Source organism: Streptomyces sp. NPDC052773 (assembly GCF_044547145.1).
In the GTDB taxonomy this organism is placed as follows: Bacteria; Actinomycetota; Actinomycetes; order Streptomycetales; family Streptomycetaceae; genus Streptomyces.
Genome location: NZ_JBITZX010000010.1, coordinates 251,073 through 275,362, shown reverse-complemented (window position 1 = coordinate 275,362; position 24,290 = coordinate 251,073). Strand labels below are relative to the sequence as shown.

General features: G+C 74.1%; 21 protein-coding genes and 1 pseudogene. 10 read left to right on the top strand and 12 right to left on the bottom strand.

Annotated elements, in window-relative coordinates:
• Positions 1 to 57: 57 nt before the first annotated feature.
• The 3 genes from ACIG0D_RS23360 to ACIG0D_RS23350 form a co-directional block, all read right to left on the bottom strand.
• Complete coding sequence (locus tag ACIG0D_RS23360; RefSeq protein ID WP_399804027.1) at positions 58 to 3,045, bottom strand: SpoIIE family protein phosphatase; 2,988 nt, start codon at positions 3,043 to 3,045, stop codon at positions 58 to 60.
• Between the two features lie 42 nt (positions 3,046 to 3,087).
• Positions 3,088 to 3,789: a lipoprotein gene (locus tag ACIG0D_RS23355; RefSeq protein WP_399804024.1), complete on the bottom strand. Its 702-nt coding sequence runs from the start codon at positions 3,787 to 3,789 to the stop codon at positions 3,088 to 3,090.
• A gap of 91 nt (positions 3,790 to 3,880) precedes the next feature.
• The gene (locus ACIG0D_RS23350; RefSeq protein WP_399804022.1) at positions 3,881 to 4,753 is read right to left on the bottom strand and encodes a fructosamine kinase family protein; all 873 of its coding nucleotides are present in this window, start codon (positions 4,751 to 4,753) and stop codon (positions 3,881 to 3,883) included.
• A 211-nt stretch (positions 4,754 to 4,964) separates the two neighbouring features.
• On the opposite strand from ACIG0D_RS23350, the gene ACIG0D_RS23345 reads away from it, so the two are divergent.
• The 3 genes from ACIG0D_RS23345 (at position 4,965) to ACIG0D_RS23335 (ending at position 7,548) form a co-directional block, all read left to right on the top strand.
• Positions 4,965 to 5,603 carry a class I SAM-dependent methyltransferase gene (locus ACIG0D_RS23345; protein WP_399804019.1) on the top strand — a complete coding sequence of 213 codons (639 nt, stop codon included), beginning with the start codon at positions 4,965 to 4,967 and terminating at the stop codon, positions 5,601 to 5,603.
• Positions 5,604 to 5,728: 125 nt separating this feature from the next.
• Entirely contained in the window at positions 5,729 to 7,267 is a 1,539-nt protein-coding gene (locus ACIG0D_RS23340) for an FAD-dependent oxidoreductase (RefSeq protein WP_399804016.1), read from the top strand.
• 107 nt (positions 7,268 to 7,374) lie between these two features.
• On the top strand, positions 7,375 to 7,548 hold the full coding sequence (locus ACIG0D_RS23335; protein WP_399804013.1) for a CsbD family protein: 174 nt from the start codon (positions 7,375 to 7,377) through the stop codon (positions 7,546 to 7,548).
• A 160-nt stretch (positions 7,549 to 7,708) separates the two neighbouring features.
• Here the strand turns inward: ACIG0D_RS23335 and ACIG0D_RS23330 are convergent, their stop codons facing one another.
• From ACIG0D_RS23330 to ACIG0D_RS23320, 3 genes are all read right to left on the bottom strand, one after another.
• On the bottom strand, positions 7,709 to 8,446 hold the full coding sequence (locus tag ACIG0D_RS23330) for a D-Ala-D-Ala carboxypeptidase family metallohydrolase (RefSeq protein ID WP_399804011.1): 738 nt from the start codon (positions 8,444 to 8,446) through the stop codon (positions 7,709 to 7,711).
• A gap of 373 nt (positions 8,447 to 8,819) precedes the next feature.
• Positions 8,820 to 9,314 carry an NUDIX hydrolase gene (locus ACIG0D_RS23325; RefSeq protein WP_399804008.1) on the bottom strand — a complete coding sequence of 165 codons (495 nt, stop codon included), beginning with the start codon at positions 9,312 to 9,314 and terminating at the stop codon, positions 8,820 to 8,822.
• Between the two features lies 1 nt (position 9,315).
• Positions 9,316 to 9,648, bottom strand: a complete 333-nt coding sequence (locus ACIG0D_RS23320) for a MazG-like family protein (RefSeq protein ID WP_399804006.1) — start codon at positions 9,646 to 9,648, stop codon at positions 9,316 to 9,318.
• A 250-nt stretch (positions 9,649 to 9,898) separates the two neighbouring features.
• Between ACIG0D_RS23320 and ACIG0D_RS23315 the strand changes: the two genes are divergently transcribed.
• The 5 genes from ACIG0D_RS23315 to ACIG0D_RS23295 all read left to right on the top strand — a co-directional run bounded on the left by ACIG0D_RS23315 (position 9,899) and on the right by ACIG0D_RS23295 (position 17,353).
• Positions 9,899 to 10,402: a hypothetical protein gene (locus ACIG0D_RS23315; RefSeq protein WP_399804003.1), complete on the top strand. Its 504-nt coding sequence runs from the start codon at positions 9,899 to 9,901 to the stop codon at positions 10,400 to 10,402.
• Complete coding sequence (locus ACIG0D_RS23310) at positions 10,402 to 11,796, top strand: hypothetical protein (protein ID WP_399804000.1); 1,395 nt, start codon at positions 10,402 to 10,404, stop codon at positions 11,794 to 11,796. The genes ACIG0D_RS23315 and ACIG0D_RS23310 overlap by 1 nt, the downstream gene beginning before the upstream one ends.
• Positions 11,793 to 13,337, top strand: coding sequence for a VWA domain-containing protein (locus tag ACIG0D_RS23305; RefSeq protein WP_399803997.1), 1,545 nt, complete (start codon positions 11,793 to 11,795; stop codon positions 13,335 to 13,337). Before ACIG0D_RS23310 ends, ACIG0D_RS23305 begins: the two co-directional genes overlap by 4 nt.
• A 63-nt stretch (positions 13,338 to 13,400) precedes the next feature.
• Positions 13,401 to 14,513, top strand: a complete 1,113-nt coding sequence (locus ACIG0D_RS23300; RefSeq protein ID WP_399803994.1) for an AAA family ATPase — start codon at positions 13,401 to 13,403, stop codon at positions 14,511 to 14,513.
• 29 nt (positions 14,514 to 14,542) lie between these two features.
• On the top strand, positions 14,543 to 17,353 hold the full coding sequence (locus tag ACIG0D_RS23295) for a hypothetical protein (RefSeq protein WP_399803991.1): 2,811 nt from the start codon (positions 14,543 to 14,545) through the stop codon (positions 17,351 to 17,353).
• Positions 17,354 to 17,429: 76 nt separating this feature from the next.
• Here ACIG0D_RS23295 and ACIG0D_RS23290 read toward each other — a convergent pair whose 3' ends face one another.
• Positions 17,430 to 18,008 (bottom strand): hypothetical protein, encoded by a 579-nt coding sequence (locus tag ACIG0D_RS23290; protein WP_399803988.1) that lies wholly within the window; start codon positions 18,006 to 18,008, stop codon positions 17,430 to 17,432.
• A gap of 2 nt (positions 18,009 to 18,010) precedes the next feature.
• Positions 18,011 to 18,973, bottom strand: coding sequence for an ankyrin repeat domain-containing protein (locus ACIG0D_RS23285; RefSeq protein ID WP_399803986.1), 963 nt, complete (start codon positions 18,971 to 18,973; stop codon positions 18,011 to 18,013).
• A gap of 134 nt (positions 18,974 to 19,107) precedes the next feature.
• Between ACIG0D_RS23285 and ACIG0D_RS23280 the strand changes: the two genes are divergently transcribed.
• On the top strand, positions 19,108 to 20,268 hold the full coding sequence (locus tag ACIG0D_RS23280; protein ID WP_399803983.1) for a hypothetical protein: 1,161 nt from the start codon (positions 19,108 to 19,110) through the stop codon (positions 20,266 to 20,268).
• Positions 20,269 to 20,306: 38 nt separating this feature from the next.
• Here ACIG0D_RS23280 and ACIG0D_RS23275 read toward each other — a convergent pair whose 3' ends face one another.
• Positions 20,307 to 21,116, bottom strand: a complete 810-nt coding sequence (locus ACIG0D_RS23275; RefSeq protein WP_399803980.1) for an alpha/beta fold hydrolase — start codon at positions 21,114 to 21,116, stop codon at positions 20,307 to 20,309.
• The gene (locus ACIG0D_RS23270; protein ID WP_399803978.1) at positions 21,103 to 21,936 is read right to left on the bottom strand and encodes an NAD(P)H-binding protein; all 834 of its coding nucleotides are present in this window, start codon (positions 21,934 to 21,936) and stop codon (positions 21,103 to 21,105) included. The genes ACIG0D_RS23275 and ACIG0D_RS23270 overlap by 14 nt, the downstream gene beginning before the upstream one ends.
• A gap of 88 nt (positions 21,937 to 22,024) precedes the next feature.
• On the opposite strand from ACIG0D_RS23270, the pseudogene ACIG0D_RS23265 reads away from it, so the two are divergent.
• Positions 22,025 to 22,950 (top strand): annotated as a pseudogene (locus tag ACIG0D_RS23265) (AraC family transcriptional regulator).
• A 128-nt stretch (positions 22,951 to 23,078) separates the two neighbouring features.
• Here the strand turns inward: ACIG0D_RS23265 and ACIG0D_RS23260 are convergent.
• Positions 23,079 to 23,813, bottom strand: coding sequence for a hypothetical protein (locus ACIG0D_RS23260; protein WP_399803974.1), 735 nt, complete (start codon positions 23,811 to 23,813; stop codon positions 23,079 to 23,081).
• A 62-nt stretch (positions 23,814 to 23,875) separates the two neighbouring features.
• Positions 23,876 to 24,157 (bottom strand): zinc-ribbon domain-containing protein, encoded by a 282-nt coding sequence (locus ACIG0D_RS23255; protein ID WP_399804147.1) that lies wholly within the window; start codon positions 24,155 to 24,157, stop codon positions 23,876 to 23,878.
• Positions 24,158 to 24,290: the final 133 nt, after the last annotated feature.

Sequence of the window (24,290 nt, the reverse complement as noted above, 5' to 3'; positions counted from 1 at the left end):
GTGCACGCGCCGCACGCGTGCGGGTCGCGGATTCCCGGCCTGCCCCGGCCGTCGTGTCTAACCGCGCCGGAAGGCGAGCAGCAGGGCGATGTCGTCCGGCCGGTCGACGGCGTGCCGGGCCGCCGCGGTGAGACGGTCGGCGACACCCGCGAGCCAGCGTCCGCCCGGGCGCGGCGGCGGCGCGCCCGCCCTGGCCAGTGCCAGTCGCAGCGCCGTGATGCCGTCGTCGATGTCACCGCCGGGCCGCTCCACCAGCCCGTCCGTGTACAGCGCCAGCAGCGCGCCCGGCGCCATCGGCAGCTCCGACACCGGATAGTCCGCGTGCGCGTCCACCCCGAGCACCACGCCGCCGGGCAGGTCCAGCACCCGGGTGCGGCCGTCCGGGTGACGCAGCAGCGGCGGCGGATGGCCCGCCCGGACGATCCGGGCGACGCCGGTGACCGGGTCCAGGCGCACATAACAACAACTTGCGAACTGGCCCGGGTCCAGGTCGATGAGGAGCCGGTTGACGCCGCCAAGCACCTCGTCCGGCGGCCGGTCGTCGAGCGCGAACGCCCGTACCGCGCTGCGCAGCTGCCCCATCGTCGCCGCCGCCTGCACCCCGTGCCCCTGGACGTCCCCGATCACCAGGGCCACCCCGTCGCCCGACCCCACCACGTCGTACCAGTCCCCGCCGACGTCCATCCCCTGGGTGCCCGGCAGATAGCGCCCCGCCGCCTCCACGCGCGGGTGGACCGACAGCCGGCGGGGGAGCAGCGCCCGCTGCAGGCCCCGGGCCAGCGCGGCCTCCGTCTCGTAGCGCTGGGCCTTCTCCATCGCGTGCGCGATCACCCCGGCCAGCGCGGTCAGCACCGTGCGCTCCTCGGTGCTGAAGCTGCGCACCCGGTCGAAGCCCAGGATGCAGGAGCCCACCGGCCGCCCCGAGGCGATCAGCGGGAGGAACGCGCGGGCGCCGACCCGCGCGTCCAGCGGGATGCCGGGGTAGGCCGCCGCCAGCTGCTCCATCGAGTCGAAGAACAGCGGCCGGCCGGTCGTCAGCGTCTCCACGCCGGGCAGCCGCGCGTCGAGACCGACCCCCTGGAACGGGTCCAGGAACCCGGGCGGGAAGCCGGTCTCCCATGCCAGGTACAGATGCCGGTCCTGGAGCAGATAGATGGCGAGGCGGCGCCCGCCGAAGGCCGGGAGCAGCTCCTGCATGACCACCGCGGAGACCTGCCGGGCCGTGACCGCCTCGGTCAGCGCCAGCGCCAGCACGATCGGCCGGAAGGCCGGGGAGGCGACGGCCGCGTCGGTGTCCGGGGCGTCGGGTATCGGGGTGCCGCCGATGGGTGCGGGGGTTCCGGCGGTCTGGTTTTCGGCGGTCTGTGCGGTGGGGGGCGTGTCGGTGAGTGGGGTGTCGGAGGGCGGGGTGGGTGGTGTGGCGGTGGCCGGGGTGGGTGGTGTGGCGGTGGCCGGGGCGGGGCTGTCCGGGGTCCGAGCCGACGTTTCGGTGGGAGGTGGCGGGCCGGCCGGGGCCTGGGCCGGTGTTCCGGTGGCGGGTGCGAGGCCGTCCGGAGCGTGGGCTGCCGTCTCGGTGGGGGATGGCAGGTTGCCCGCGGCGTGGACTGCCGTCCCCGGGGCGGGGGACAGGCCGTCCGGGCCCTGCGCTGCCGTTCCGGCGGCGGGTGGCGTCCCGGCGGGCCGGGCGGGCGGTGTCCCAGCGGCGGGGGTCAGGCCGTCCGAAGTCTGGGGCGGAGCCCCGACGGCCGGACCCCCGACGGCCGGAGCCCCGACGGCCGGAGCCCCGACGGCCGTTGCTGCGGCGGTCGGGGCCGCGGCGGCGTCCGTTCCCCCGGTGGACCGGGTCACGGTGCAGGTCAGCACCTCGGTGCCGGGGTACACCGACACGGCCAGCCAGTCGCCCCCGCCCGGCTGGAACGGCTCACCCGTCGGGGCCGATCCCGCCGCGCCCTCGCGGCGCCCGCGAGGCGGGCGGCGGACGTGGAAGTGGACCGGGTCGGGGGCGAGCAGGGCCGCCCGCAGATGGTCCTCGAAGGCGGGCCGGCCGAGCCACGGCACGCCCTCCCACAGGGGTCGTCCGAGGAACCGGGCCCGCGGCTCGCCCAGCAGCAGGGCCGCGTGCGGATTGGCGTGCACGATCCGCCCGAGCCGGTCCAGGCTGAACAGGCCCTGCGGCAGCTGGTCGGCCGCCGCGTCGGCGACCGAACCCGCGTCGACGACGATGCCCTCGACCTGGGACGGCGTCCACAACTCCACCCGCAGCGCGGCACCGTCCACGGTCCGTACGTACAGCGGCTCGGCCGTACGCGGACCGCCGTCGGCGGTGTCGCGCAGCAGCTCCAGGAAACGGCCGGCGTCCGCCCTGGCCAGGGTCCGGACGAGAGCGCGAGCGCTGCCGGGCAGGTCGGCGGGCGTCAGCCCCAGCAGCGTGCGCACGGTGTCGTCGCCGGTCACCACGTCCGCCGCCGGGTCCCAGCGGAACCGGCCGACGCGCACCGTCGCGGGCCGGACGGTCGGCGGCGAGACGCACACCGGCTCCTCGTCCCAGGTCAGCGGCTCCCCGTCGGCCTCCAGCGGTCGTACCGCCGCGCCCACTTCCTCGGCCAGCTCGGCCAGCCGGTCGCGCGCGGGCAGCACCTCGGCGGCGTCCGCCGCGCTCGGCAGCAGCACGGTCAGCACCCCGAACGTCTCCGTCGCCCCGGTGAGCGGCACGCAGACCGACCCGATCGGGAACGGCAGGGCGGCGGCGAACTGCGGGTAGCGGCGCATGGTCTCCGTGGTGTTCGCCAGCACCACCTGGACACCGAGCCGGTAGGTGTCGGAGACCGGGAAGCGCCGGTCCACGTGCACCCGCCACCAGGGCCGGAACAGCACGCCCGGCAGCCCCACCAGGGCGGCCAGCCGCAGCTCGGCCCGGCTCGCGGACCGTACGTACACCCCGGCGGCCCGGGCCTCCGCGGCGCGGGTCGCCTCGACGGCGGCGTCGGTGAGCAGCGCGGTCAGCCGTGCGTGCGTCCCGCTCCTGGCCTCACCGCTCCCAGTCATCGGCTCCTGTCCCGTCCACGCGCGCCGTCGCGGACCCGGCGGTCAGGAGATGCGCAGGGTCCGCTTGGCGAGGTCGAACGCCGGGAGCATCGCCTCGTGCTCCTCGTCGTCCAGCCCGCCCAGGTGCAGGACGACCGGCCCGTCCGCCGTGACGACGGCGAGCGCGCGCTGCTTGGTCGTCTCCTCAAGGATCTCGCTGGAGCGCAGGTATGACACCTCGACGCCGGTCAGGCCGCCCGACCGGAAGGTGCGGTACCGCTGCTCGTCGAGGCTGACCTCCTCGCTCTCCTCCGCGAGTACGAAGTCCTCCAGGACGGTCCGCGCGTCGTCGTCGCCCGGTTCGCCGGTGAAGACGCGCAGGAAGCCGATGTGCCCGGCGGGCTTGGCGTCCACCTCGCAGGCGGCCGTCACCGGACCCTGGGTCAGCAGGGAGTCGGCCAGCTCGGCGGCCAGCTCCTTGTCCAGGCTGTCCGGGTCGTCGGAGCCCTCGTCCGCCATCTCGTCGACCTCGGCCCGGGCCGCGGCGGCGTCGATCGCCTCCGGCTCCCAGCTCTCGGCTATGTCGAAGCGGACGGGCAGTTCGCAGGCGGAGCCCGCCGCGCCGATGCTGCCGCCGCTCCCGACGCCCGCCGGCTTCGCGTCCGCCGTGGCGCCGGCCGACGCACCCCCCGATTCCCCGGCGTCCGGCTCGGCGGTTTCCGAACACCCGGTCAGCACCATGGCCACCACCGCGGCATGGGCCATGGCCCGTCCCGCCTTCCCCACCCTGACCCGCACGGTCCTGTCTCCTCTCGATGTGGCGCGCCACTGTAACCGAGAGCACTGACAGTGATGATCAGCGGGTCAGCGCGGTGCGCGCGGCCTCGACGGCCTGTCCCGCGTACGACCGTCCGAACAGGACCACGTGCACGAGCAGCGGGAAGAGCTGGTGCAGGGCGACGCGGTCCCGCCAGCCGTCGGCGAGCGGCGCGACCTCCTGATAGCCGGCGAGGACCCGGTCCAGGTGCGGGCAGCCGAACAGCTGGAGCATCGCCAGATCGGTCTCGCGGTGCCCGCCGTGCGCGGCCGGGTCGATCAGCCAGACCCGCCCGTCGGTTCCCCACAGCACATTGCCGTTCCACAGGTCCCCGTGCAGCCGGGCGGGCGGCTCCGCGGGCCCGGCCAGCTCGGGCAGCCGCGCGCAGACCCGTTCGAACACCGTTGCCTCGTCGGGGCGCAGGGTGCCGTCGTCGACGGCGCGGCGCAGATAGGGCAGGACGCGGTGCTCGGCGTACCAGCGCGGCCAGTCGGCGCCGGTGACGTTGCGCATCGGCGCCAGCCCGATGGCCGCGTCCTCGGGGCCGCCCGGCGGGGGCGCCCCGAACGCGGGCGCGCCCGCGGCGTGCAGCGCGGCCAGCTCCCGCCCGAACCGCACCGCCGCCTCCGCGCCGGGCCGGCCCGCCGGTACCCGGTCGATGACCAGCCACGGCCCGTCATGCCCGTGCACCGCCGGCACCGGCACCGCGCCGGCCTCCGCCAGCCACCGCAGCCCCGCGGCCTCGGCCCGCACCCCGCCCGGCGCCTCCTGCCGCTTCACGATCACCACCGGGCCCCCGCGCAGGGTGACCTCGGCGAGCGCCCCGGACACCGGCCGCACCCCGGTCACCGCGCGCCCGGTGAACCGCTCCGCCACGGCCGCCGGACCGTACTCTCCGTCCACGTCACGCACGGCGACCAGCGTACGGCCGGCCCCGCGCCGGATGTGCCGGATGCGCGGAACGGGCGTCGCCCGAGCGGAACCCCGACCTGGATTTGCGGAACCGGCAAAGAACGTTGCTGTACGCGGAGGTTCGATCCAGGCTCGACGACGTAGGGCCGTACGCGACACGCGGGGCCGTACGCGACACGCAGGCACGTACGCGACACAGGGAGGACCCACCATGACGCACACCCCCGCCCCGGACCGACCCGCCGACTTCTGGGAGAGCTTCTACCGCAACGGCGACCGCATCTGGAGCGGCCGGCCCAACCCGCTGCTGGTGCGGGAGGCGAGCGACCTGACCCCGGGCAACGCCCTCGACCTCGGGTGCGGGGAGGGCGCGGACGCGGTCTGGCTGGCCTCCCGGGGCTGGCGCGTGACCGCGGTCGACATCTCGGCGACCGCCCTGGAACGCGCAGCCCGGCACGCCGCCGACGCGGGCGTCGACGAGCGGATCGCCTGGCAGCGCCACGAACTGGGCCGCACCTTCCCCGACGGCACCTTCGACCTGGTCAGCGCCCACTATCTGCAGTCCCCGGTCGAACTCGACCTGTACGGGATCCTGCGCCGCGCCGCCGCGGCCGTCGCACCGGGCGGCACCCTGCTGATCGGCCTGCACGCCACCTGGCCCAGCTGGCAGCACGAACCGCCGTTCGACGGCGAGTTCCCCACCCTCGACGGCCTGCTGGCCGAACTCGCCCTGCCCGAGGGCGAGTGGACCGTCGTCACCGCCGAGACCGTCCACAAGCCCAGCGTCTCCCCGGAGGGCGTCGAAGGCTTCCGCGGCGACAACGTCTGGCGGCTGCGCCGCGAGGGCTGACCCGCACTCGGCCGTCCTTGTCCCGGCCGCCCCCGTCCCGGCATCTCCGATCCCGCCACCTCGACCCGGCCGTCCGCGCGGGGCCCTCGCCGTGTGATCGCCCCGCGCGTGGGCACTCGACGCGCATGAGCGAACAGGCGGACACCTTCGGGTCGTACTGGCTGCAGACAGTGCCCCCCGGCGATCCGGCCCCCGCGCCGGAGGGCGATCTCACCGTCGACGTGGCGGTCGTCGGGGCGGGCATAGCCGGCCTCAGCACCGCATGGGAGCTGGTCCGGCGAGGGCACGACGTCGCGGTGTTCGAGGCCGACCGGATCGCGGCCGGTGTCACCGGGCACACCACGGCGAAGGTCAGCGCCCAGCACACCCTGATCTACGACCGGCTGCGCCGCACCCGCGGCGAGGAGGGCGCGCGGCTGTACGCCCGCTCCCAGATGGACGCGATCGGTCATGCCGCCGAGGTCGCCCGGGAGCTGGGGGTGGACTGCGACTGGGAGGAGACGGCCGCGTACACCTATGTGCAGGGCCGTCACCGCGTGCCCGAGGTGCGGGCCGAGGCGGAGGCCGCGCGGGAGGCGGGGCTGCCCGCCGAGTTCGTGACCGAGACGGACCTGCCGTTCCCCGTGGCGGGCGCCGTCCGCGTCGCCGAGCAGGCCCAGTTCCATCCCCGTAAGTATCTGATGGCGCTGGCCGACAGTGTGCGCCGGGGCGGGGGGCGGCTGTACGAAGGCACCCGCGTGGTGGGGCTCACCGAGGGGGAGCCCTGCGTGCTGACCACGGAAGGGGGCATCCGCGTCACCGCCCGTGACGTCGTGGTCGCCACCCACTACCCGATCTTCGACCGCGCCCTGCTGTTCACCCGCCTCACCCCGCGCCGGGAACTCGTGGTCGCCGCCCCGGTGCACGAGGCGAAGGCCCCCGAGGGCATGTACATCACCCCCGAGCACCGGACCCGCTCCGTGCGGACCGCCCCCTACAAGGACGGGCAGCGGCTGCTCATCGTGACCGGCGAGCACTTCACCCCGGGCGGCGGCGCCGACGTGGAGGAACGCTTCGCCACGCTGACCGGCTGGGCGCTTCGCCAGTTCGGCGATCTGCACGTCACCCACCGGTGGGCCACCCAGGACAACGACTCCACCGACTCGGTGCCGCTCGTCGGCCTGCTGCACCCGCGCGCCCGGCACGTCTACGTCGCCACCGGCTTCGGCGGCTGGGGGATGACCGGCGGGATCATGGCCGGACGGCTGCTCTGCGACCTGATCAGCGGCCGGGACAGCCCTTGGAGTGGCCTGTACGACCCGCGCCGGATCGCCACCGTCGTCCGCGAGGGCGGGCAGTTCCTCAAGAACCAGGCCAAGGTCGCCCGGCACTTCGTCGGGGACCGGCTGTCCGGGCTGGCGCCCGGCCTGCACCCGCGCGTGGACGATCTCGCGCCGGGGGAGGGCGCCGTCATCCCCGTCGGCGGCCGGCACGTGGCCGTCCACCGCGACGAGAACGGCGAGCTGCGCGCCCTCTCCGCGCGGTGCACCCACATGGGCTGCCTGGTCTCCTTCAACCGGGCGGAGGGCGCGTGGGAGTGCCCCTGTCACGGGTCCCGTTTCGCACCCGACGGCAGTGTCCTCCAAGGTCCGGCGGTCCGCCCGCTGCGGCCCCGCGAACTGTGAGGCGGCGCGAGGCCGCCCGGCCGGGCCACCCCGCGCGGGTTTGCCCTCCCCCGCGCGGGGTCACCCGGTGTGTGACCCCGCAAGCGAGTCCTGGAGAGTGAGCGAGCGTGGCCCGCAACGAGAAGTCCAAGGCGAAGATGGAACAGGTCAAGGGCAAGGTCAAGGAGACGGCCGCCCGCGCGGTCGGCAACGAGAGCAAGACGTCCGGGGGCCGGATGGAGAAGGCCAAGGGCGACATGCGCCAAGCGAAGGAGAAGACCAAGGACGCCTTCCGTAAGTGACGCCGCCGACGACGGCGTGAACCGCTGAATGACGACTGGCCGTCCGGTCGGCCCGTCGAGCGCTCGACAGGCCGACCGGTGAGGCTCATGAGACGGGCCGGGCCCCGCGTACGCCGCGGGGCCCGGCCCGCCGGTGTGTGACCGCCGGTGTGCGGCGTGATCAGATGCCGCAGGTGGGGGCCGACCAGAACTGGCTGTCGCGGTGGTCGAGGTGCGTGTGGTCGTTGTGGCCGGGGTAGCCGGGACCGAGGATGCCGCGGAAGCCGTGGTAGCGGGCCTGCTTGGCCAGCGTGCACAGGGAGTGCGGCCCGGCGCCGAGATCGGCGGCGTCGCCGTAGAGGTGACGGCTGTTGCTCGCTCCGCCGACCGCCTCGTTGCAGGCGTACGACCGGAAACCGCTGGTGACCGTGATCGGCTGGTCGCCGAGCGCGTGCCGCAGCGCTTCCAGCTTCCACATGGTGCGCAGGGCGTTGGCCTTGGCGGTGGCCGCGCTGACCGCCCCGCCGGACCAGGTGGTGTTGCAGTCGTTCAGCTCGCTGTAGGAGAAGTGGATCGGGGTGCAGTCGTCGTCCTGCAACGCGTACAGCTTGTTGTAGGTGCTGCTGCCCGCGACTCCGTCCGCGGTCAGGCCGTACGCCGACTGGAAGCGTTTGAGGGCGGCTTCCGTGGCCGGTCCGAAGCTGCCGTCGACGGCGAGGACGGAGCCGTAGCCCGCGTAGCCGCCGAGCCGGATCTGGAGCTGGGTGACGTCGGCGCCCGAGGCGCCCGGCGCCAGCGTGCGGGTCCAGGTGTAGCAGCCGTCCGCGTGCGCGGTGCCCGCCGTGGCGACGGTCCCGAGGAACGCGCCCGACAGGATCATGACAAATGCGGCGACGAGTCGTGCGGTGCGTCTGAGCATGCGACCTCCAGGCCGGGGGAGAGGTGAGCCTTGTGAGCCACTGCCGAACGTGAAGAGCCGTGTAACGCGCGTCAACGATGAGGCACGGGTGGGATGTGGCGCAAGAGTGAGGTGGGGGAACGCGGTCTCGCTCGGGCATGGGGTGCTTCGCCGGGGCGGGGGCAGCGGACTCGTCGGCCGCCGCCCGGGCCGCGGCGCCCCTGACCTCCCCCTGCGGGGTGTCACCGGGGATGACGTGCGGGGATCCTCGGCGTGCCCGTGCCCGTGCCCGTGCCCGTGCCCGTGCCCGTGCCCGTGCCCGTGCCCGTGCCCGTGCCCGCGCCCGCGCCCGGGCATCGGCCGCCCGCACTGCGCGGACCGCGCCCGGGCACCCTCACCAGGGCCGCCCCTCCCGCATGCACACGACGCCCCCGTCCCGGGCGGCGGTGTGCAGTGCGGCCAGTATCGGCCGGTGCACGGTCAGGGACGGTTCCGTGAGTTCGTCCAGCGTGAGGAAGGCGTATCGGTCGTGCTCGGGGCTCAGCCGGACGCGCTCGGTGCCGGCGAGGGTTCCGCCGTCGAAGTAGAAGTCGAGGACCGGGCCGGTGCCGAGGACGTCGACGCGGTGGTCGATGCCGATCAGCCGGGGTTCGTGGCCGATGTCCAGGCCGGTCTCCTCCGTGGCCTCCCGCCGCGCCGCCGTCCACGGGTCCTCGCCGTGGTCGAGCATCCCGCCGGGCAGCCACCAGTGACCTGCGTTCGGTTCCTCGGGGGAGTAGCGCAGCACCAGCAGCCGCCCCCGGGCGTCGTGGAGCAGCACGCACGAGGCGACGAGCGCCCGGGGCTGCGTCTTGACCCACTCCTCGCGCGGCATCCACCCACCGCTCATGTCAGTCCTTCCTCGCGGCCGGCGTGCGTGCGGCGATCCCGCGCAGGTGCTCGGCGAAGACAGCGGCCGGGTCGGGAACGCCGAGCCGGTGCAGCGCGACCATCGACGTGACGATGACGTCGCAGATCTCGGCCGTCACATCGTCCCAGGTGTGGCTCGTGCCTTTGCGCGGATTCACGCCGGTGACCCCGATCAGTGCCTGGGCGGCCTCGCCGAACTCCTCCCCGATCTTCAGCACCTGGAGCAACCCCCGCTGCGGGGCGGGGACATGAGGCGCCGCCTCGTCCAGGAACGCGGCCAGCCCCGCCGTGACCTCCCAGTGGTCCTTCTCCACGAACGCCCCCTTCCGGCGGGCCGTCCCTCGCCCCGCCTACTCGACTCGTGAACGATTCCGGACCGCGGGCGGAGACGGGCTCAACCGGCCAATTCCCGGGCGCCGACGGGCGTGGGGGAGCGCCGGGGAGCGCCGGGGGAGCGCCATCGCCGTCCGGCGGCAGGGGCGTTGTCAGTGGTCGCCAGTAAGTTCTCTCGTGTCCCGCCGATCCGGCGTCGGACTTCCCTTGTGCTGCAAAGGAGATGGTGCGTTGTCGCACTTCGAGAGGTCGAGCACGGCGCGGGTGATCCCGCCCGCCCGACCGCGCAAGCTCGCCAAGGTCCCGTTCGTGGAACTGGCCGACGGACGTCTGCAGGGCGTCGTCTCCAGTGGCTCCGACATCGGGCGGGTGTACGTCTCGTCGGTCGCCGCCGGGACGTACGCGTACGCGTGCAGCACCAACAACAACCGGCCGTGCGGCGGCGCCCGCGGCGGCTTCTGCAACCACATCGGCGCCCTGATCAACGAATCGGTGCTCCAGTACGGTGCCGAGCGCGTCGCCCGCTATCTGCGCGCCGACCTCGGGGACGGCGAGGCGACCGCCCACGCCCTCAACCTCGCGATGAGCGCCACCCGCCCGTCCCCGGCCGACAGCAAGGCCGCCGCGTCCGTCTTCAGCCGGTTCCTGCGCCACCTGGCCTACCTCGAACTCGCCGCGAGCACCGGGCCGTTGCCTGAGATGCAGTGGTTCCCGCCGACGAGGGCGGTGGCCTGATGCGACTCGATCTGCTCACCGAACCCGTCGACGGGCTGGACGAGGCCCTGGCCGCCGTCGACGCCTTCGACCAGGTCCTGACCGGCGGCCTGCTGAGGCCCCAGCCCGCCCAGGCGGCCGGCCTGATGGAGCTGGCCGACGCGGTCGCCGCCAGCCCGCTCGCCGCCCGCACCGCCGAGGCCGCCGAGAAGGCCGCGGCCGGCGCCGCGAGCGAGGACCACTTCCTGACGCTCGCCGCCGCCCGCACCGCCCTGCTGGGCTCCGTCCACGACGCGCTCGCCGCCCGCGTGGACGAGGCCACCGGCCGCCCCCGCGAGGACGCGCCCGCCACGGACACCGCCGGGCAGCAGGCACCCAACCTGCTCGCCGCCGCCCGCTCCTGGCTGAGCGACCTCGCGCGCGCCGGCTGGCAGGGCATCGACCACGACGTGGTCTCCGGCTCCGCCCAGGTGGTCTCCGCGATGCTCCCGGACCCGAAGCTGCGCCGCCTCGCCACCCTCCTCGACGGGTTCGCCGCCGAACTCGCCGCGTCCTGCCCGGGCGCCTCCCTCGAGCGGATACCCGTGCGCCGCTGGGCCGACCTGTGGGCCCGCGGGATGCTCCTGACGCTGCCCGGCGCCACCGCAGCGCCCGCCACGGACACCGTCACCGGACGGCTGCTGCCGCTCGGCGTCGACCTCCAGGAACACGCCACCGCCGCCCAGGCCCAGGTGCACGCCGTCCTCGAACCCGCCGACGGCGGCACGCCACGGCTGGTGCGGGCGAGCGTGTCCGCGCCGAAGCCCGACACCGTCCTCGGCGCCGGAGTCTGGCAGCTGCTGCGCCCGCACATGGCGCTGCTCGCCGCCCTCGGCGAGGGCCGTTCCATGGACCTCACCGACATGCCCGTCACCGCCGAGGGCGACCTGATCTGGAGCGACGAGCACGCCCGCCCGGGCGAGCCCGCCGACCCCTTCGCCACCGCCCGCGTCGCCCTGCCCACCGCCACCACCCCGCCGACCGCACCCCTGGACCGGCACCCGGCGCGCCTGACCCAGCCGGTCTTCCTGGAGGGCTACACCGTCGAACAGGACGCCGACGACGAGACGGTGACGTTCACCCTGACCGGGCGGCGACTGGACGTCGACACCGACCGCGTCCCCACCGCCGGACCGCTCACCCCGAAGGCCGTCGCCGCGTCCGGCGCCTGCATCGGACTGCTCCGCTGGGACGCCGGACGGTTCGTCCTCCAGCCGCTCGCCGTGGAGACCACCGTGCGCAAGAAGACGGTCGCCGTGCACGCGGGCGCCTGGGCCGGCGGCACCACCGACAAGGCCGGGGCCAAGCTCGAGAAGGCCGCCACCGACGCGGTGGCCGTGCTGCGCGAACGCGCCGGAAGGCTGCTCAGGAAATGACCGACCACGCCACCGATCAGACGACCGAAGACACCATCGGCGAGACCGCCGACGAGACGGTGACGGCGAACGCCGCCGAGACCACGACGGCGAACACGAACGAGCCCGTGACGGCGAACACGGACGAGCCCGTGACGGCGAACGCCGACGAGAACCGCCGGCAGGTGCTGTACTGGCGGCTGCTCGCCCGCCTCTTCGACCACGAGGAGCAGGCCGGCCTGGAATCCGCCTCGCTCGCCGTCGTCGAGGACATCGGCCTGCCGCCCGCCCTGCTGGACCCGCAGACGTCCGTCGACTCGATCGTCCAGCGCCACCCCGGACTCGCCGACGAGTTCGACCGCCTGATGGTGCCCGAGCCCGACGGCGAGGACCGGGACCGGGCCGCCGAGGTGCGCCGCGCCGCCCTGGTGTCGAAGGTGCTGCTCAACGTCTTCGCCTCCGGCTCCGGCACGGTCACCGCCGGGCAGCTCGCCCGGTGGCAGTCCGACGCCGGATGGCTGGAGCGGGCACTCGGCTGCAAGCCCGGCGACCTGCGCGGCGGACGCGGCGGCGCGCGTCCCGGCAACGGGGCGGGCCGCGCCGCCGGCGGGGGAGTGAGCCCGACCGGCACGGGAGCCGGCCACCCCACCCCCGACCTGAGCGCTCTCATCCCGGCGATCGGACCCGAACTCGGCGCCATCGAGGCCGACCTGGTCAAGCGGATGCGCCTGCGCGAAGTCCTCGCCGACCCGCATCTCGCCGCCCAGCTCACCCCGAGCATGTCGCTCATCGAGCAGCTGCTGCGCGACAAGAACAACCTCTCCGGAGTCGCCCTCGCCAACGCCAAGGCGCTGATCCGCCGCTTCGTCGACGAGGTCGCCGAAGTCCTGCGCACCCAGGTCGAGAAGGCCTCCGTCGGCACCCTGGACCGGTCGATCCCGCCCAAGCGGGTCTTCCGCAACCTGGACGTCGACCGCACCATCTGGAAGAACCTCACCAACTGGGACCCGGAGGAGGAGCGGCTCTACGTCGACCGCCTCTACTACCGGCACACCGTCCGCAAGACGACCCCCCAGCGACTCATCGTGGTCGTCGACCAGTCCGGCTCGATGGTCGACTCGATGGTCAACTGCACCATCCTCGCGTCGATCTTCGCCGGCCTGCCCAAGGTCGACGTCCACCTGATCGCCTACGACACGCAGGCGCTCGACCTCACCCCCTGGGTGAACGACCCCTTCGAGACCCTGCTGCGCACCAACCTCGGCGGCGGCACCGACGGCACGGTCGCCATGGCCCTGGCCCAGCCGAAGATCGCCGAACCGCGCAACACGGTCGTGGTGTGGATCTCCGACTTCTACGAATGGCGCTCCGAGCCGCTCTTCGAGAGCATGGCGGCCATCCACCGCTCCGGCGCGAAGTTCATCCCCGTCGGCTCGGTGACCAGCGCGGGCCGCGGCAGCGTCAACCCGTGGTTCCGGGAACGCTTCAAGGACCTCGGCACGCCGGTGATATCCGGCCACATCCGCAAGCTCGTCCACGAGCTGAAGTCGTTCCTCACCTGAGCCGTCCCGCGCCTCAGCACTCTTACCTCTCTTCTCTTCTCTTCTCACCGAAAGGCCTTACACATGTCCGACCTGCTGCGCGCCCCCGCCGAGATCAAGTACGCCGAGGAGCTGGACTGGCTGGAGTCGATCGACGACAACCCCAAGCCGTTCTCCTGGCGGCTGTCGCCGAAGATGATCCGGCTGTTCATCCTGGGCTCCGAGCGGGCCGACGGCCTCGACCGCGAGGTCTCCCAGAAGTGGTTCGGCGACCGCAGCATCGTCGAGCGGGCCATCGTCACCCTCGCCTCCGACCGCGGCCTGCTGCTGATCGGCGACCCCGGAACCGGCAAGAGCTGGCTCGCCGAACTCCTGGCCGCCGCCGTCTGCCGCAACTCCACCCTCGTCGTACAGGGCACGGCCGGCACCACCGAGGACCACATCAAGTACTCGTGGAACGTGTCCATGGTGATCGCCAAGGGCCAGTCCCGGGAGTCGATGATCCCCTCGCCGATCATGACCGCGATGGAGAACGGCGTCATCGGCCGCTTCGAGGAACTGACCCGCTCCACCAGCGACGTCCAGGACGCGCTGATCTCCATCCTCTCCGAAAAGTACATCTCGGTCCCCGAACTCGACAGCGACAACATCGTCTTCGCCAAGCCCGGGTTCTCCGTGATCGCCACCGCCAACAGCCGCGACCGGGGCGTCAACGACCTGTCCTCCGCGCTCAAGCGCCGCTTCAACTTCGTCCGCATCCCCGTCGTGACCAACAGGAAGAGCGAGGCGGAGATCGTCCGCTTCCGCACCGAGGAACTGCTGCGCCGCCACCAGATCGAACTCGACGTCCCGCCCACCCTGTTGGACGTACTGCTCCAGTCCTTCTCCGACCTGCGCGCCTCCGCCGCCGCTGCCGCCAGCGACGACGAGAAGCTGGAGTCCGCGCTGTCCACCGCCGAGCAGATCGGCGTCCTGGAGGACGCCATCCTGCACAGCAACTTCTTCGGCGAGCGCGCCCTGACCGCCCGTACCCTCGCCTCCTCGCTCGTCGGCTCCCTCGCCCGCCGCGAACCGGAAGACCTGGCCATCCTCAACAAGTACCTGCACGGCGTGGTCGAGCCGCGCAGCAAGGAGGAGGGCGGCTCCTGGCCCGAGTTCCTCGAGGGCGGCCGCGACGCGATCGCCACCCTGTCGTGAACGCGCGGAACAGCACCGTGGACAGTGCCATGAACGAATCGGCCTTCGCCGCCCTGCGCACCCAGCTCCAGGAAGCCGCCACCGCGTTCGCCGGCGGACCCGACGCCCTGGAGGGCATCCTCCTCGGCATCGTCGACGACGTCGACCGCGCGATACGCGAACCCCTGGAGATCTTCCCCGTCTGCCACCACTCGCCCGCCTCCGCGCTCGCCATGGCACGACGGCTGCGCGAGAAGCAGCCCAAGGTGGTCTACCTCGAACTCTGCGAGGACATGGCCCCGCTCCTGACCGAGCTGCGCAACTGCAAGCTCCCGGTCGCGGTGCAGGCGTTCGCGACCGAGGTCGACGGCTTCCCCGCCGAATGGGCACCGCTGTCGGTGGTCGCCCCGATCACCGAGGCGTCGGCCGAGTACCAGGCGATCGCCTACGCCCTGGACACCCCGGGCGTCGAACTCGTCCTCGTGGACCGCTCCTCCGACCACGTCTTCCAGTGGCAGGAGACCAAGGAGGACTCCGCTTCCCCGGCCGACCCGGACGCGCCGCCCGCCGAGGAGGAGGCGGCGCTGCACGGCGACGCGGTCGGCGTGGAGATCGGCGACCTGCGCCCGCGCTTCGCCGAACTGGAGGAGCACCTGCTGCGGCACGGCAAGGTGCGGCACTGGTCGGAGTGGTGGCACCAGTACGTCGAACTGCCCCTCGGCGACAGCGACCACGACACCTACCGCCAGGTCATGCTGCTCATCGGCAGCCTCTTCCGGCGCCTCGCCCCCGGCGACCCGCACCGGGTACGCGTCGACGAGGACCGCGAGCGGTACATGTGGACGCGGATGCGCCGGCACATGGCCGCGACCGGCACCGACCCCGCGGACGCCCTCTACGTCTGCGGCGCGTTCCACGCCGCCAGCCGCGTCGCCGAGTTCGGCGTCCACGGCGCCGACACCTTCGAGATCAGCCCGCCCAGCGCCACCAAGTGGCAGCACGGCCTGATCCCGTCCAGCCACGCGGCGATCGAGGCGCAGTTCGGGCTCGCCGCCGGCTCGGTGTCCATCGCCGCGACCCAGTGGACGAAGAACCTCAAGCGCACCCGGGTCAAGCCGTACCGGCTCGCGGGGCAGGCGGGCACGAAGACGTCGAAGAAGGCGGCGAAGACGGCGGTGAAGGCCACGGCAGCCCCTGCCGCCGCCGACCCGCCCGCCGCCACCGACAAACTCACCGGATTCCTGCAACGGCCACCGGTCCTGGACCGTCTCGACGAGGAGGAACTGCTCGGCTGGTCCGTGGAGATCGTGCGCGCCGCCCGCCGCAACGGCTACCTCGCCTCCACCGCCGACGCCATCGCCGTGTTCGAGACGTCGATCCTCCTCGCGGGCATGCGCGACCGGGCCAAGCCCACGCCGTACGACTTCCAGGACGCGGCGGTCACCTGCATCGAGAAGGACACCGTGCCGGGACGGCGCGATGTGCGCCGCCTCGTGGAGATCATGCTGGGCGGCGACCGCGTCGGACAGGTCGGTTACGACGCGCTGCCGCCGCTCGCCCGCGACGTCCACGACCGGCTCGCCCCGCTGAACCTCAAGCTCCAGCAGCGCGGCGTGCAACGGGCTCTGCTCGACATGGCCTCGCAGCCGGAGCTGGAACAGTGCTCCGACGTGCTGTGGATGCTGCGCTACCTCATGCCGCACGGCGCCGCCCGCCCCATCATGGGCGAACGCAAGCTCGGCGAGCGCCCCATCCAGGAGTCGTGGGACCTGGCCCTCGGAACCCACCAGCGGGCCCTGATCGAGCTCGGCTACGAGGGCGTCAGCATCGAGCAGGTCCTCGAACAGCGGCTGCGGCGCACCGCGTACGGCCCGCAGGCCACCACGGCGACCGTCCTCGAAACCGTCGAGGACGCCACCCTCTACCTGCGCAGCCGCCGCCTCGCCGACGAACTCGGCCGGCGCGCCCTCGAGGTGCTGGCGACCGAGCGGAGCGTCGACGGCGCGCCGGAGGTGCTGCGCCGGGTGCGCGGGCTGCTGGCGTACTACCGCACCAGCGAACCGTCCCTGCCCGCGTGGATCGAGTCCTTCGTCAAGACGGGCTACGCCCACTACTGCACCCTGCTGCCGACGGCGTTCACCGACGACGAGGCGAGCGTCCGCCAGGTCGCGGCCATGCTGGGCTTCCTGTTCAGCATGGAGAGCCTCGCCCTGTCGCTGGGCTGCGACCGCAACCAGCTGGAGCTGGCCGTCGCCCAGTCACACCCCGAGGACCCCGCCAAGACGGCGCTGCTCTGGGCGGCCAAGACCCAGCTCGGCACCCTCACCCGCGCCGACCTGCGCGCCCGCTGCGACGAGCTGCTGGGCAACCCCCTGGTCGTGCCCGCCTACCCGCGCTACCTCAGCGGCTTCCTGCACGCCCTGGAACCGGTGCCCGGCCTGGCCGACTTCGTCGTCGAAGCAGTGTCGAACGCGTTCGCCCGGCTGCCCGACCCGGTGCTGCTGCCCTGGCTGCCGACCCTGATCACCACCCTCCGCTCCGGCGGCGCGGACCTCACGCCCCTGCTGATCCGGGAGGCGGGCCGCGTCTTCCCCGGCCGCCTCACGGCCCTGGACGCGTGGACCCCGCCGTGGCGAGCCGAGCCGGCCCCGACGGACGTACGCCCGTCCCGCGCCCGCTCGTCCGCGCCGCGCGGCCTGCCCCTGCTCGCCGCCCACCCCGCGACCTGCGACGCGGTGGCGTCCCTCCTGGGCTGCGACGACGGCTGGGCCGAGGCGGACCAGCCCCCGTCCGGCGCGGCCCTCCTCGCCCACCACCCGCACACCGGGGAGGCACTGGCAGCCCTGCTGACCACTCCCTGAGCCGGCCGACCACCGGAGCCACCGCTCCCCTCCCGGGGGGCGGTGGCTCCGGCGTGGTCGTCGGGGAGGCACTGCGTCACGGCCGGCGCCCCGACCGCGCCCACGCGTGCCCGAAGTCCTCCAGGGCCCGGAAGTCGTCGCTCCGCAGCCCGAGCCGGGGATCGACGTACCGCAGCAGCGCCGCGCCCGCGTGGCGCACGGTCACGAACAGCCGGTCCCGCTCCCCGAGTTCGTCGTCCACCCAGGCGAACGGCCGTCCCGCGGCGTGCGCGACGAGATGCCGGGTCTTCCAGAAGACGCCGTCCGCGCCGGCGTCACCGGCGTCGTGCGGCGCGGGCCACTCCACCACGGGCAGCTCCGGCAGCCCGAGGACGGGCGAGACGAAGGTGTTCGCCTCCACGCCCCACGTGGTGGCCCACACCAGCTCGTACACCTCGCTGAGGGCCGGCAGCCGGGGCCCGTGGTCCGCGTTGAGCCACACGCGCAACGGCTTCACAGCCCCGGGCGGCTGACCGGGGTGCCGGGCGATCCACCCCTCGGGCTTCATCCGGAACGTCGCATAGCCCTCGGGACGGCGGTGCGGCTTCGCGGCGTACGGGTTGAGCGGGCCGTCGACGTCCAGGTAGAGCAAAGGGCGGGGCAGGGGAGTGCTCATGGTCAGTGGCCCCAGTAGTCCCGCTGCGGCAGTTCCACCCACACGTCCGGCGGGCCGACGACGGCGCGGGCGTCGGTCAGACGCAGGCCGGCGTACGCGCAGGAGTAGGCGACGGCGTTGTACCGATAGACGTACGAGAACAGGACCTCGTCGGAGGTCGACTCCGGGTCCGGCGTGCCGCCCGGGTGGAGGTCCCAGCCCTCGATGATCCCGTCGCGGGCGATACTGCCCTGGTTGCCGCTCTTGGCGTTGGCGTACAGGCCGTAGCTCACGGTGCCGACGGACAGCCGGGTGTGCACGCCCGGCATCGACGGCGCGTACCCCCACGGCTGGGTGATGACGCAGCCGCCCGGCACCGTGGTGACACCGACGAACGGAAGGCTCTCCTCGAGGTCGTACGCGAACGGGTCTCCCATGAGTTCCGCCATCTCCTCGCCGTCCGCCGGGGTCGCCTCCAGGCGGCGTATCGCCTCGTCGGCGTCGATGCCCGCCACGCACGCCAGGCCCGTGCCCTCGTAATGGAAGGTGCCGAGCGCGGCGCGGAGCCGTCTGCCCTCCTCGGCCACCGCGTGCTCCGCGTCGGTCAGGCCGGGCTCGCCCTCCGCCAGCGGGAAGAGATCCGGCGTCGGACCCGCCAGCGCGAGCCGTCCCGGCGACCAGCCGCCGATCAGCCGCCGCCAGAAATCCGCCCCCGCCTCCACCAGGGCGCGGGCGTTGTCGGGCCGGTCCGCCATGAGGGCCTCCCACAGCGCCGTCCCCCCGTACTCCACCGCGTCCACGTCCGCCACCCGCCGGGCCAGCTCCGCGACCACCTCCGGGGAGCCGAACACGGCCGCGCGGTGCAGGGGACGCCCGCCGCTCCACTTCTCCGGATCGGCACCCTCGTCCAGGCGCCGCCGCACCTCCTCGAGGTCCTTCCAGCCGTCCCAGCCGATACCGGTCCAGCCGTCGTCGCACCGTGTCATTCCGCCCCCTTCGCCACCGACCCGGGCGGCACCCGCGCCGCCCCGTCCGTCCACCCTCGCAGACGGGTCTGACAACGCCCCGCCCCACCTGGCTCGACGTGCGCACGCGCGGTGTCGGCGGCAGGCTGGGGACCATGCAGCGCAAGGGCGGACGCGGCGAGGGCGGCGGGGAATCCGGGAAAGCCACGGAGACCGGGGAGACCGGGGAGACTGGGGAAACCAGGGAGACCGGGGAAACCGGGGAATACGACGTCGAGGCGGTCCTCGACGAGCTGTACACCACGCCCCCGCCCGGATTCGTCGCCCGCCGCGAGGAACTGGCCGCCGCGGCGAGGACGGCGGGGCGCGCGGAGGACTCCCGGCGCATCCGCGCCGCCCGCCGGCCCACCCTGGCCGCCTGGGCCGCCAATCTGCTGCTGCGCGGCGAACCGGACGAGAGCCGCCGGCTGCTGGACCTGGGCGAAGCCCTGCGCGAGGCCTACCGCACGCTGGACCCCGCCGCGCTCAGGGACCTCTCCGCCCAACGGCGCCGCATCGTCGCCGCGTTGTCCCGGGAGGCCGCCCGGCTCGCCGACGCGGCCGGGCACCCGCTGTCCGCCGCCGCCCAGCAGGACGTCACCGCGACACTGCACGCGGTCCTCGCCGATCCCGACGCCGCCGAGCAGTGGGCCTCCGGCCGGCTGACCGGGGCCCTCAGCCCGCCCTCCGCCTTCCTGGCCCCCGACCCGGACGCGGCGGCGCTCGCGGCGCTCACGGCCCGGTCGAAGCCGAAGACGACGGCCGCTGCCGAATCCCGCGCGGAACCGGCCGGGAAGCCCACTGAGAGGTCCGTCAAGAAGTCCGCCGGGAAGCCCGCCGAGAGGTCCGCCGGGAAGTCCGCGGAAAAGTCCACCGGGAAGCCCGCCCGCCAGGCCTCCCCGCCCCCCGAGGACGAACTCGCCGAACGCCGCCGCATCCGCGAGGAACAGCTCGCCAAGGCACGCCGGGCCGCCGAGGACGCCGAGCGGCGTCTGAGCGAGCGCCGCGACCGGGCGGCCGAAGCCGAGGAGGCCCTGGCAGGCGCCCGCGAGCGAAGGGACGAGGCGCAGGCGGGGCTGGACGCCGCCGAGCAACGGCTGCGCGCCGCGCGCGAGGCCCTGCGGGACGCCGACCGCGCACACCGCGAGGCCGGCAAACGCCACCGCTTGGCCGCCGGCGCCCTCACCACGGCCGAACGGGAGGCCCGCACCGCGTCGACGGAGTTGCGGCGCCTGGAGAGCCGCACGGGACGGCCCCAACAGCCCCGTGACCGGTGACGAGGACGAGCGGGAGGCCGTCGTGACCGGGGGCGCGGTCAGACGTCCCGGTCGAGCCAGTGCCGTAGCGCGGCGGTGACCTGCGCCGGACGCTCCTCCATGATCCAGTGGCCCGCGTCGTCCAGCATGGTCGGCTCCGCGCCGGGGATGTTGCGGGTCGGTTCGAGGGCGATCGAGGCGCTGAGGTAGGAGTCGGAGCGTCCCCAGACGACCGCCGTCGGGCAGCCGATGTCGCCGAGCCGCCGCCGCAGTTCGGGCCGTACGGCGACCCGGTAGTGCGAGAAGTAGTGCAGCAGCCAGCGGCGGCCCTCGGCGGTGTCCATCCAGCCGATGTAGGCCTCCAGCTGCTCGTCGTCGAGATAGCCGCGCCGCACCAGGTACCCCAGCGCCCGGCGGTGCACCGCGCCCAGCGGCAGCGAGGGGGCCAGCGACCGCATCACGGGCGTCCGCCCGGCCGGCGTGACCAGTTCGAACGCGGCCTTCCAGCGCGGCGTGAAGGCGGCGTGGGCACGGGTGTTGAGCAGGGCGAGGCGGCGCACCCGGCCGGGGTGGTCCTGGGCGAAGCCGAGGGCGAGGAAGCCCCCGTAGTCGTGGCCCGCCAGGTTCACCGCCGGCCAGTCGAGCGCGTCCAGCAGCCGGCCCAGCCGGGCGACCTCCGTGGCGTAGTCGAAGCGCAGGCCCAGCGGTACGACGAAGCCCTCGCCGCTCCGTGGTGACCGGGTACCCGCGCGAGTGACGGCCACAAAGTGGTACGGGAGCGCCCGCGCCCCAGGGGGCGTGCCAGGCGTCGCGCGGCAGGCGCGACTTCGCGGACACCCCTCCCTGGGGGTCTCTCTAGTCCCACGCACCCGCCGCCGCGGCCCGGGCGGCGTACGTCGCGAAGTCGACCGGCGCGCGCCCCAGTACCTCCCGCACACCGGTGCCGGGCTCGGCGAAGTGTCCCGCGCGCATCGTGGCGAACATGGCGTTCAGCTCGTCCGCGGTCTCCTCCGGGACGCCCGCGGCGAGGAGGTCCGCCTTGTACTCCTCCGGCGTCAGCTCCGTGTACCGGATGGGCCGTCCCGCGGCCTCGGCGATCGTCGCGACGGCCGCCTCGAAGGTGAGCGCCCGGGGTCCCGAGAGCTCGTACACCCGCCCGTGGTGACCGTCCGACGTCAGTACGGCCGCGGCGACGTCGGCGATGTCCTGGACGTCGACGAAGGGTTCCGGTACGGCTCCGATGGGAAGGGCGAGGTGCCCGGACCGCAGCGGGGCGTGCCAGACGTCCTCGTCGAAGTTCTGGCTGAAGTTGTTCGGGCGCAGGATCGTCCATCGCGCGCCGGAGTCGCGCACCGCCTCCTCCGCCGCGGCCATGCCCGGGAAGAACCGGGGCGGCACCTGGTCGATGCCGCGCGCGGACAGCGCCACGAAGCGGGAGACGCCCGCCTCGGTCGCCTGCTTGACGAAGAGCGCTGCGAGGGCCGGGTCCTCGGGGGCCAGGAGGTGGACCGCCGACGCCCCCTCGAGGGCGGCGGACCAGGTGCGCCGGTCGGTCCAGTCGAACCGCACGGCGCCGGAGCGGGACGCGGCCCGCACGGGCCGGCCCGCCGCCCGGAGGGTGCGCACGAGCCGGCGTCCGACCTTGCCCGTCGCGCCGAGGACCAGGATCTCATCGGTGTGTGTCGTCATGACCGCCAGTCAACTCGCCAGGCCCGTCGCGGGACATGGCCGGGCGTCCGCCGGGAATGTCCGATCGTCCGGCCGGTTATCGTGAAGCGTGGATCCCTTGGACGACCTCCTTCAGGGCGTGCGCGCCGACGGCGCCGGCTTCGGCCGTACGGAGCTGTCGCCGCCGTGGACGCTGCGGTTCACCGACGGCGCGTCCCTGACCCTGTCCGCGGCGCTGCGCGGCGAGGCGTGGATCTCCCTCGACGCCGGCCCGCCACGGCTGCTGAAGCCGGGGGACACCGCGATCGTCCGGGGCCCGGCGCCGTTCACGGTCACCGACCGCCCGCAGCCCGGCTCCTTCACCGCGATCACCAGCGCCGACACCCCGCCGCCCGCCTCCACCGTGCTGCTGACGGGGACGTACCAGGTCCGCGGCCAGGTCGCCGCGCGGCTGCTCGGTCTCCTGCCGCCGCTGCTCGTGCTCCCGGGCACCGACGGCTGCTCCTCACTGTGTGACTTCCTGGACTCCGAGGCGGCGTCCTGCCGTCCGGGGCGGCAGGTGGTCCTGGACCGGCTGCTGGACTGGCTGCTGGTGTGCACGCTGCGCGGCTGGTTCGACCGCCCGGAGGCCGCGCCCCCGGCCTGGTACCGGGCGTTGGGCGACGAGGTGACCGGCCCGGCGCTGCGGGCGATGCACCAGGCGCCGGAGCGGCCCTGGACGCTCGCCGCGCTGGCCGCCGAGGCGGGCGTGTCCCGTACGACGCTGGCGGCACGGTTCACCCGGCAGGTCGGCAAGCCGCCGCTGGCCTATCTGACCGACTGGCGGATGACCCTGGCCGCCGATCTGCTGACCGGTCCACCGTGACCGTCGCCGCGGTGGCCCGCCAGGTCGGCTACGCGGACGCCTTCGGCCTGAGCACGGCCTTCAAACGCGTCCACGGCGTGAGCCCCAGCGAGTACCGCCGGGCCTGCGGCACGGCCGAGTGCGCCGGTGACTGCCTCGTGCCGACCGGGGACAACTCGACGCTCCGGTAGCGGTGCCGTCCCCGAGCAGGGCGGCGACGGGGACTGGAACGCCTCACGGGCACACCCCGGCGGATCACCGGCGGCGAGGTCGCGGTCGACGACACCGCAGGCCGCCGCCGGGCCCCGCGCCCGCTCGCTCACGCGCCGGAGCCGCCGTCCAGCGCGGCGCTCACCCGGGCCAGCCGGTCCGGCGGCAGCGCGAAGTGGTTGGCCGGGTTGCGGTAGGAGTACGGGCCGTCGCTGACCCGCCCCACGCCCTCCGCGGCGGACCACCGCGCGGCACCGGCCGGTCCCTGGGCGTCCAGCAGGGCCGCGGCCAGCGCCTCGGGCGCCTCCACCGCCGTACACGCGCCCAGCGCGTCGGCCACGCGGCCGGCCGCCTCGTCGGGCACGGCCTCGTCCCCGAGCGCGGGCAGCAACAGCAGCAGCCGCGCCCCGGGGTCGGACGTGCTGCCGCCGGGCAGGCCGTTGTCCGCCGCCGCGCACAGCTCGGGCCAGGACAGCGCGGGACCCACGAAGTGCCCCTCGTCCCGGGCGAGCAGTTCGGCCCGGTCCCAGTCCGGGTGGTGCAGGAGGTAGTCGACGCCCGGGTCGTCCGGGAAGGCGCGGTACACGACGTAGAGCCGGTGGTCGTGGTGGAGCGGCACGGTGAAGACGGGCCACTGCGCCCCCTCCATCAGGCCGCGCTGAAAACCGGCCGCGGCCTCCTCGTCCGCGCCGAGCAACAGCTCCTCGGCCTCGGCTTCGGCGGCACAGCTGTAGAGGTGGCCCAGCCAGAACAGGTTCTCGTCCAGCAGCTCGGGGCGGTGGGCGAAGGGGCCGCCGTCGTAACCCGGTATCCGGGAGGGATGCGTCGTCGCGCTGTTCGTCACGCACGCCATCATGGCGGGCCGCGCGCGCCCCGGCGCGGGCGGGGGCGGCGGCTGCGACGCGATCAGTGACGGTACGGCTGCTGCTGAGGCTGCCCGTGGGTCTGGCCGCCCGCGGCCTGGGCCTGAAGCTGCTCCGCCTGCTCCTGGGTCACCTGCTGCTCCGCCCCGCAGAACGTGCACTGCGTCGCGTACTTCGTCGAGAACGGGAACAGCGGCACGAAGAACAGGGTGAACTTGGTGACGCGCTTCCGGAGCGTGTGCGCGGCCGGATTGCCGCAGCGGCCGCAGACCAGCGTCAGTATCGCGAGCTGGTACAGATAACCCTTGGTGCCAAAGATGATCATGTTGCTGATCCCTCCCGAGCCGGCGCCCGCCGGCACCGTGCCGGCCGGGCGGTGAGCCACGCCCACGACCCCAGTCTTCCCCACCTGGCGGTGAGCGTCCTGACACGGACCCGCGCGCCGCGGACCGGACCCG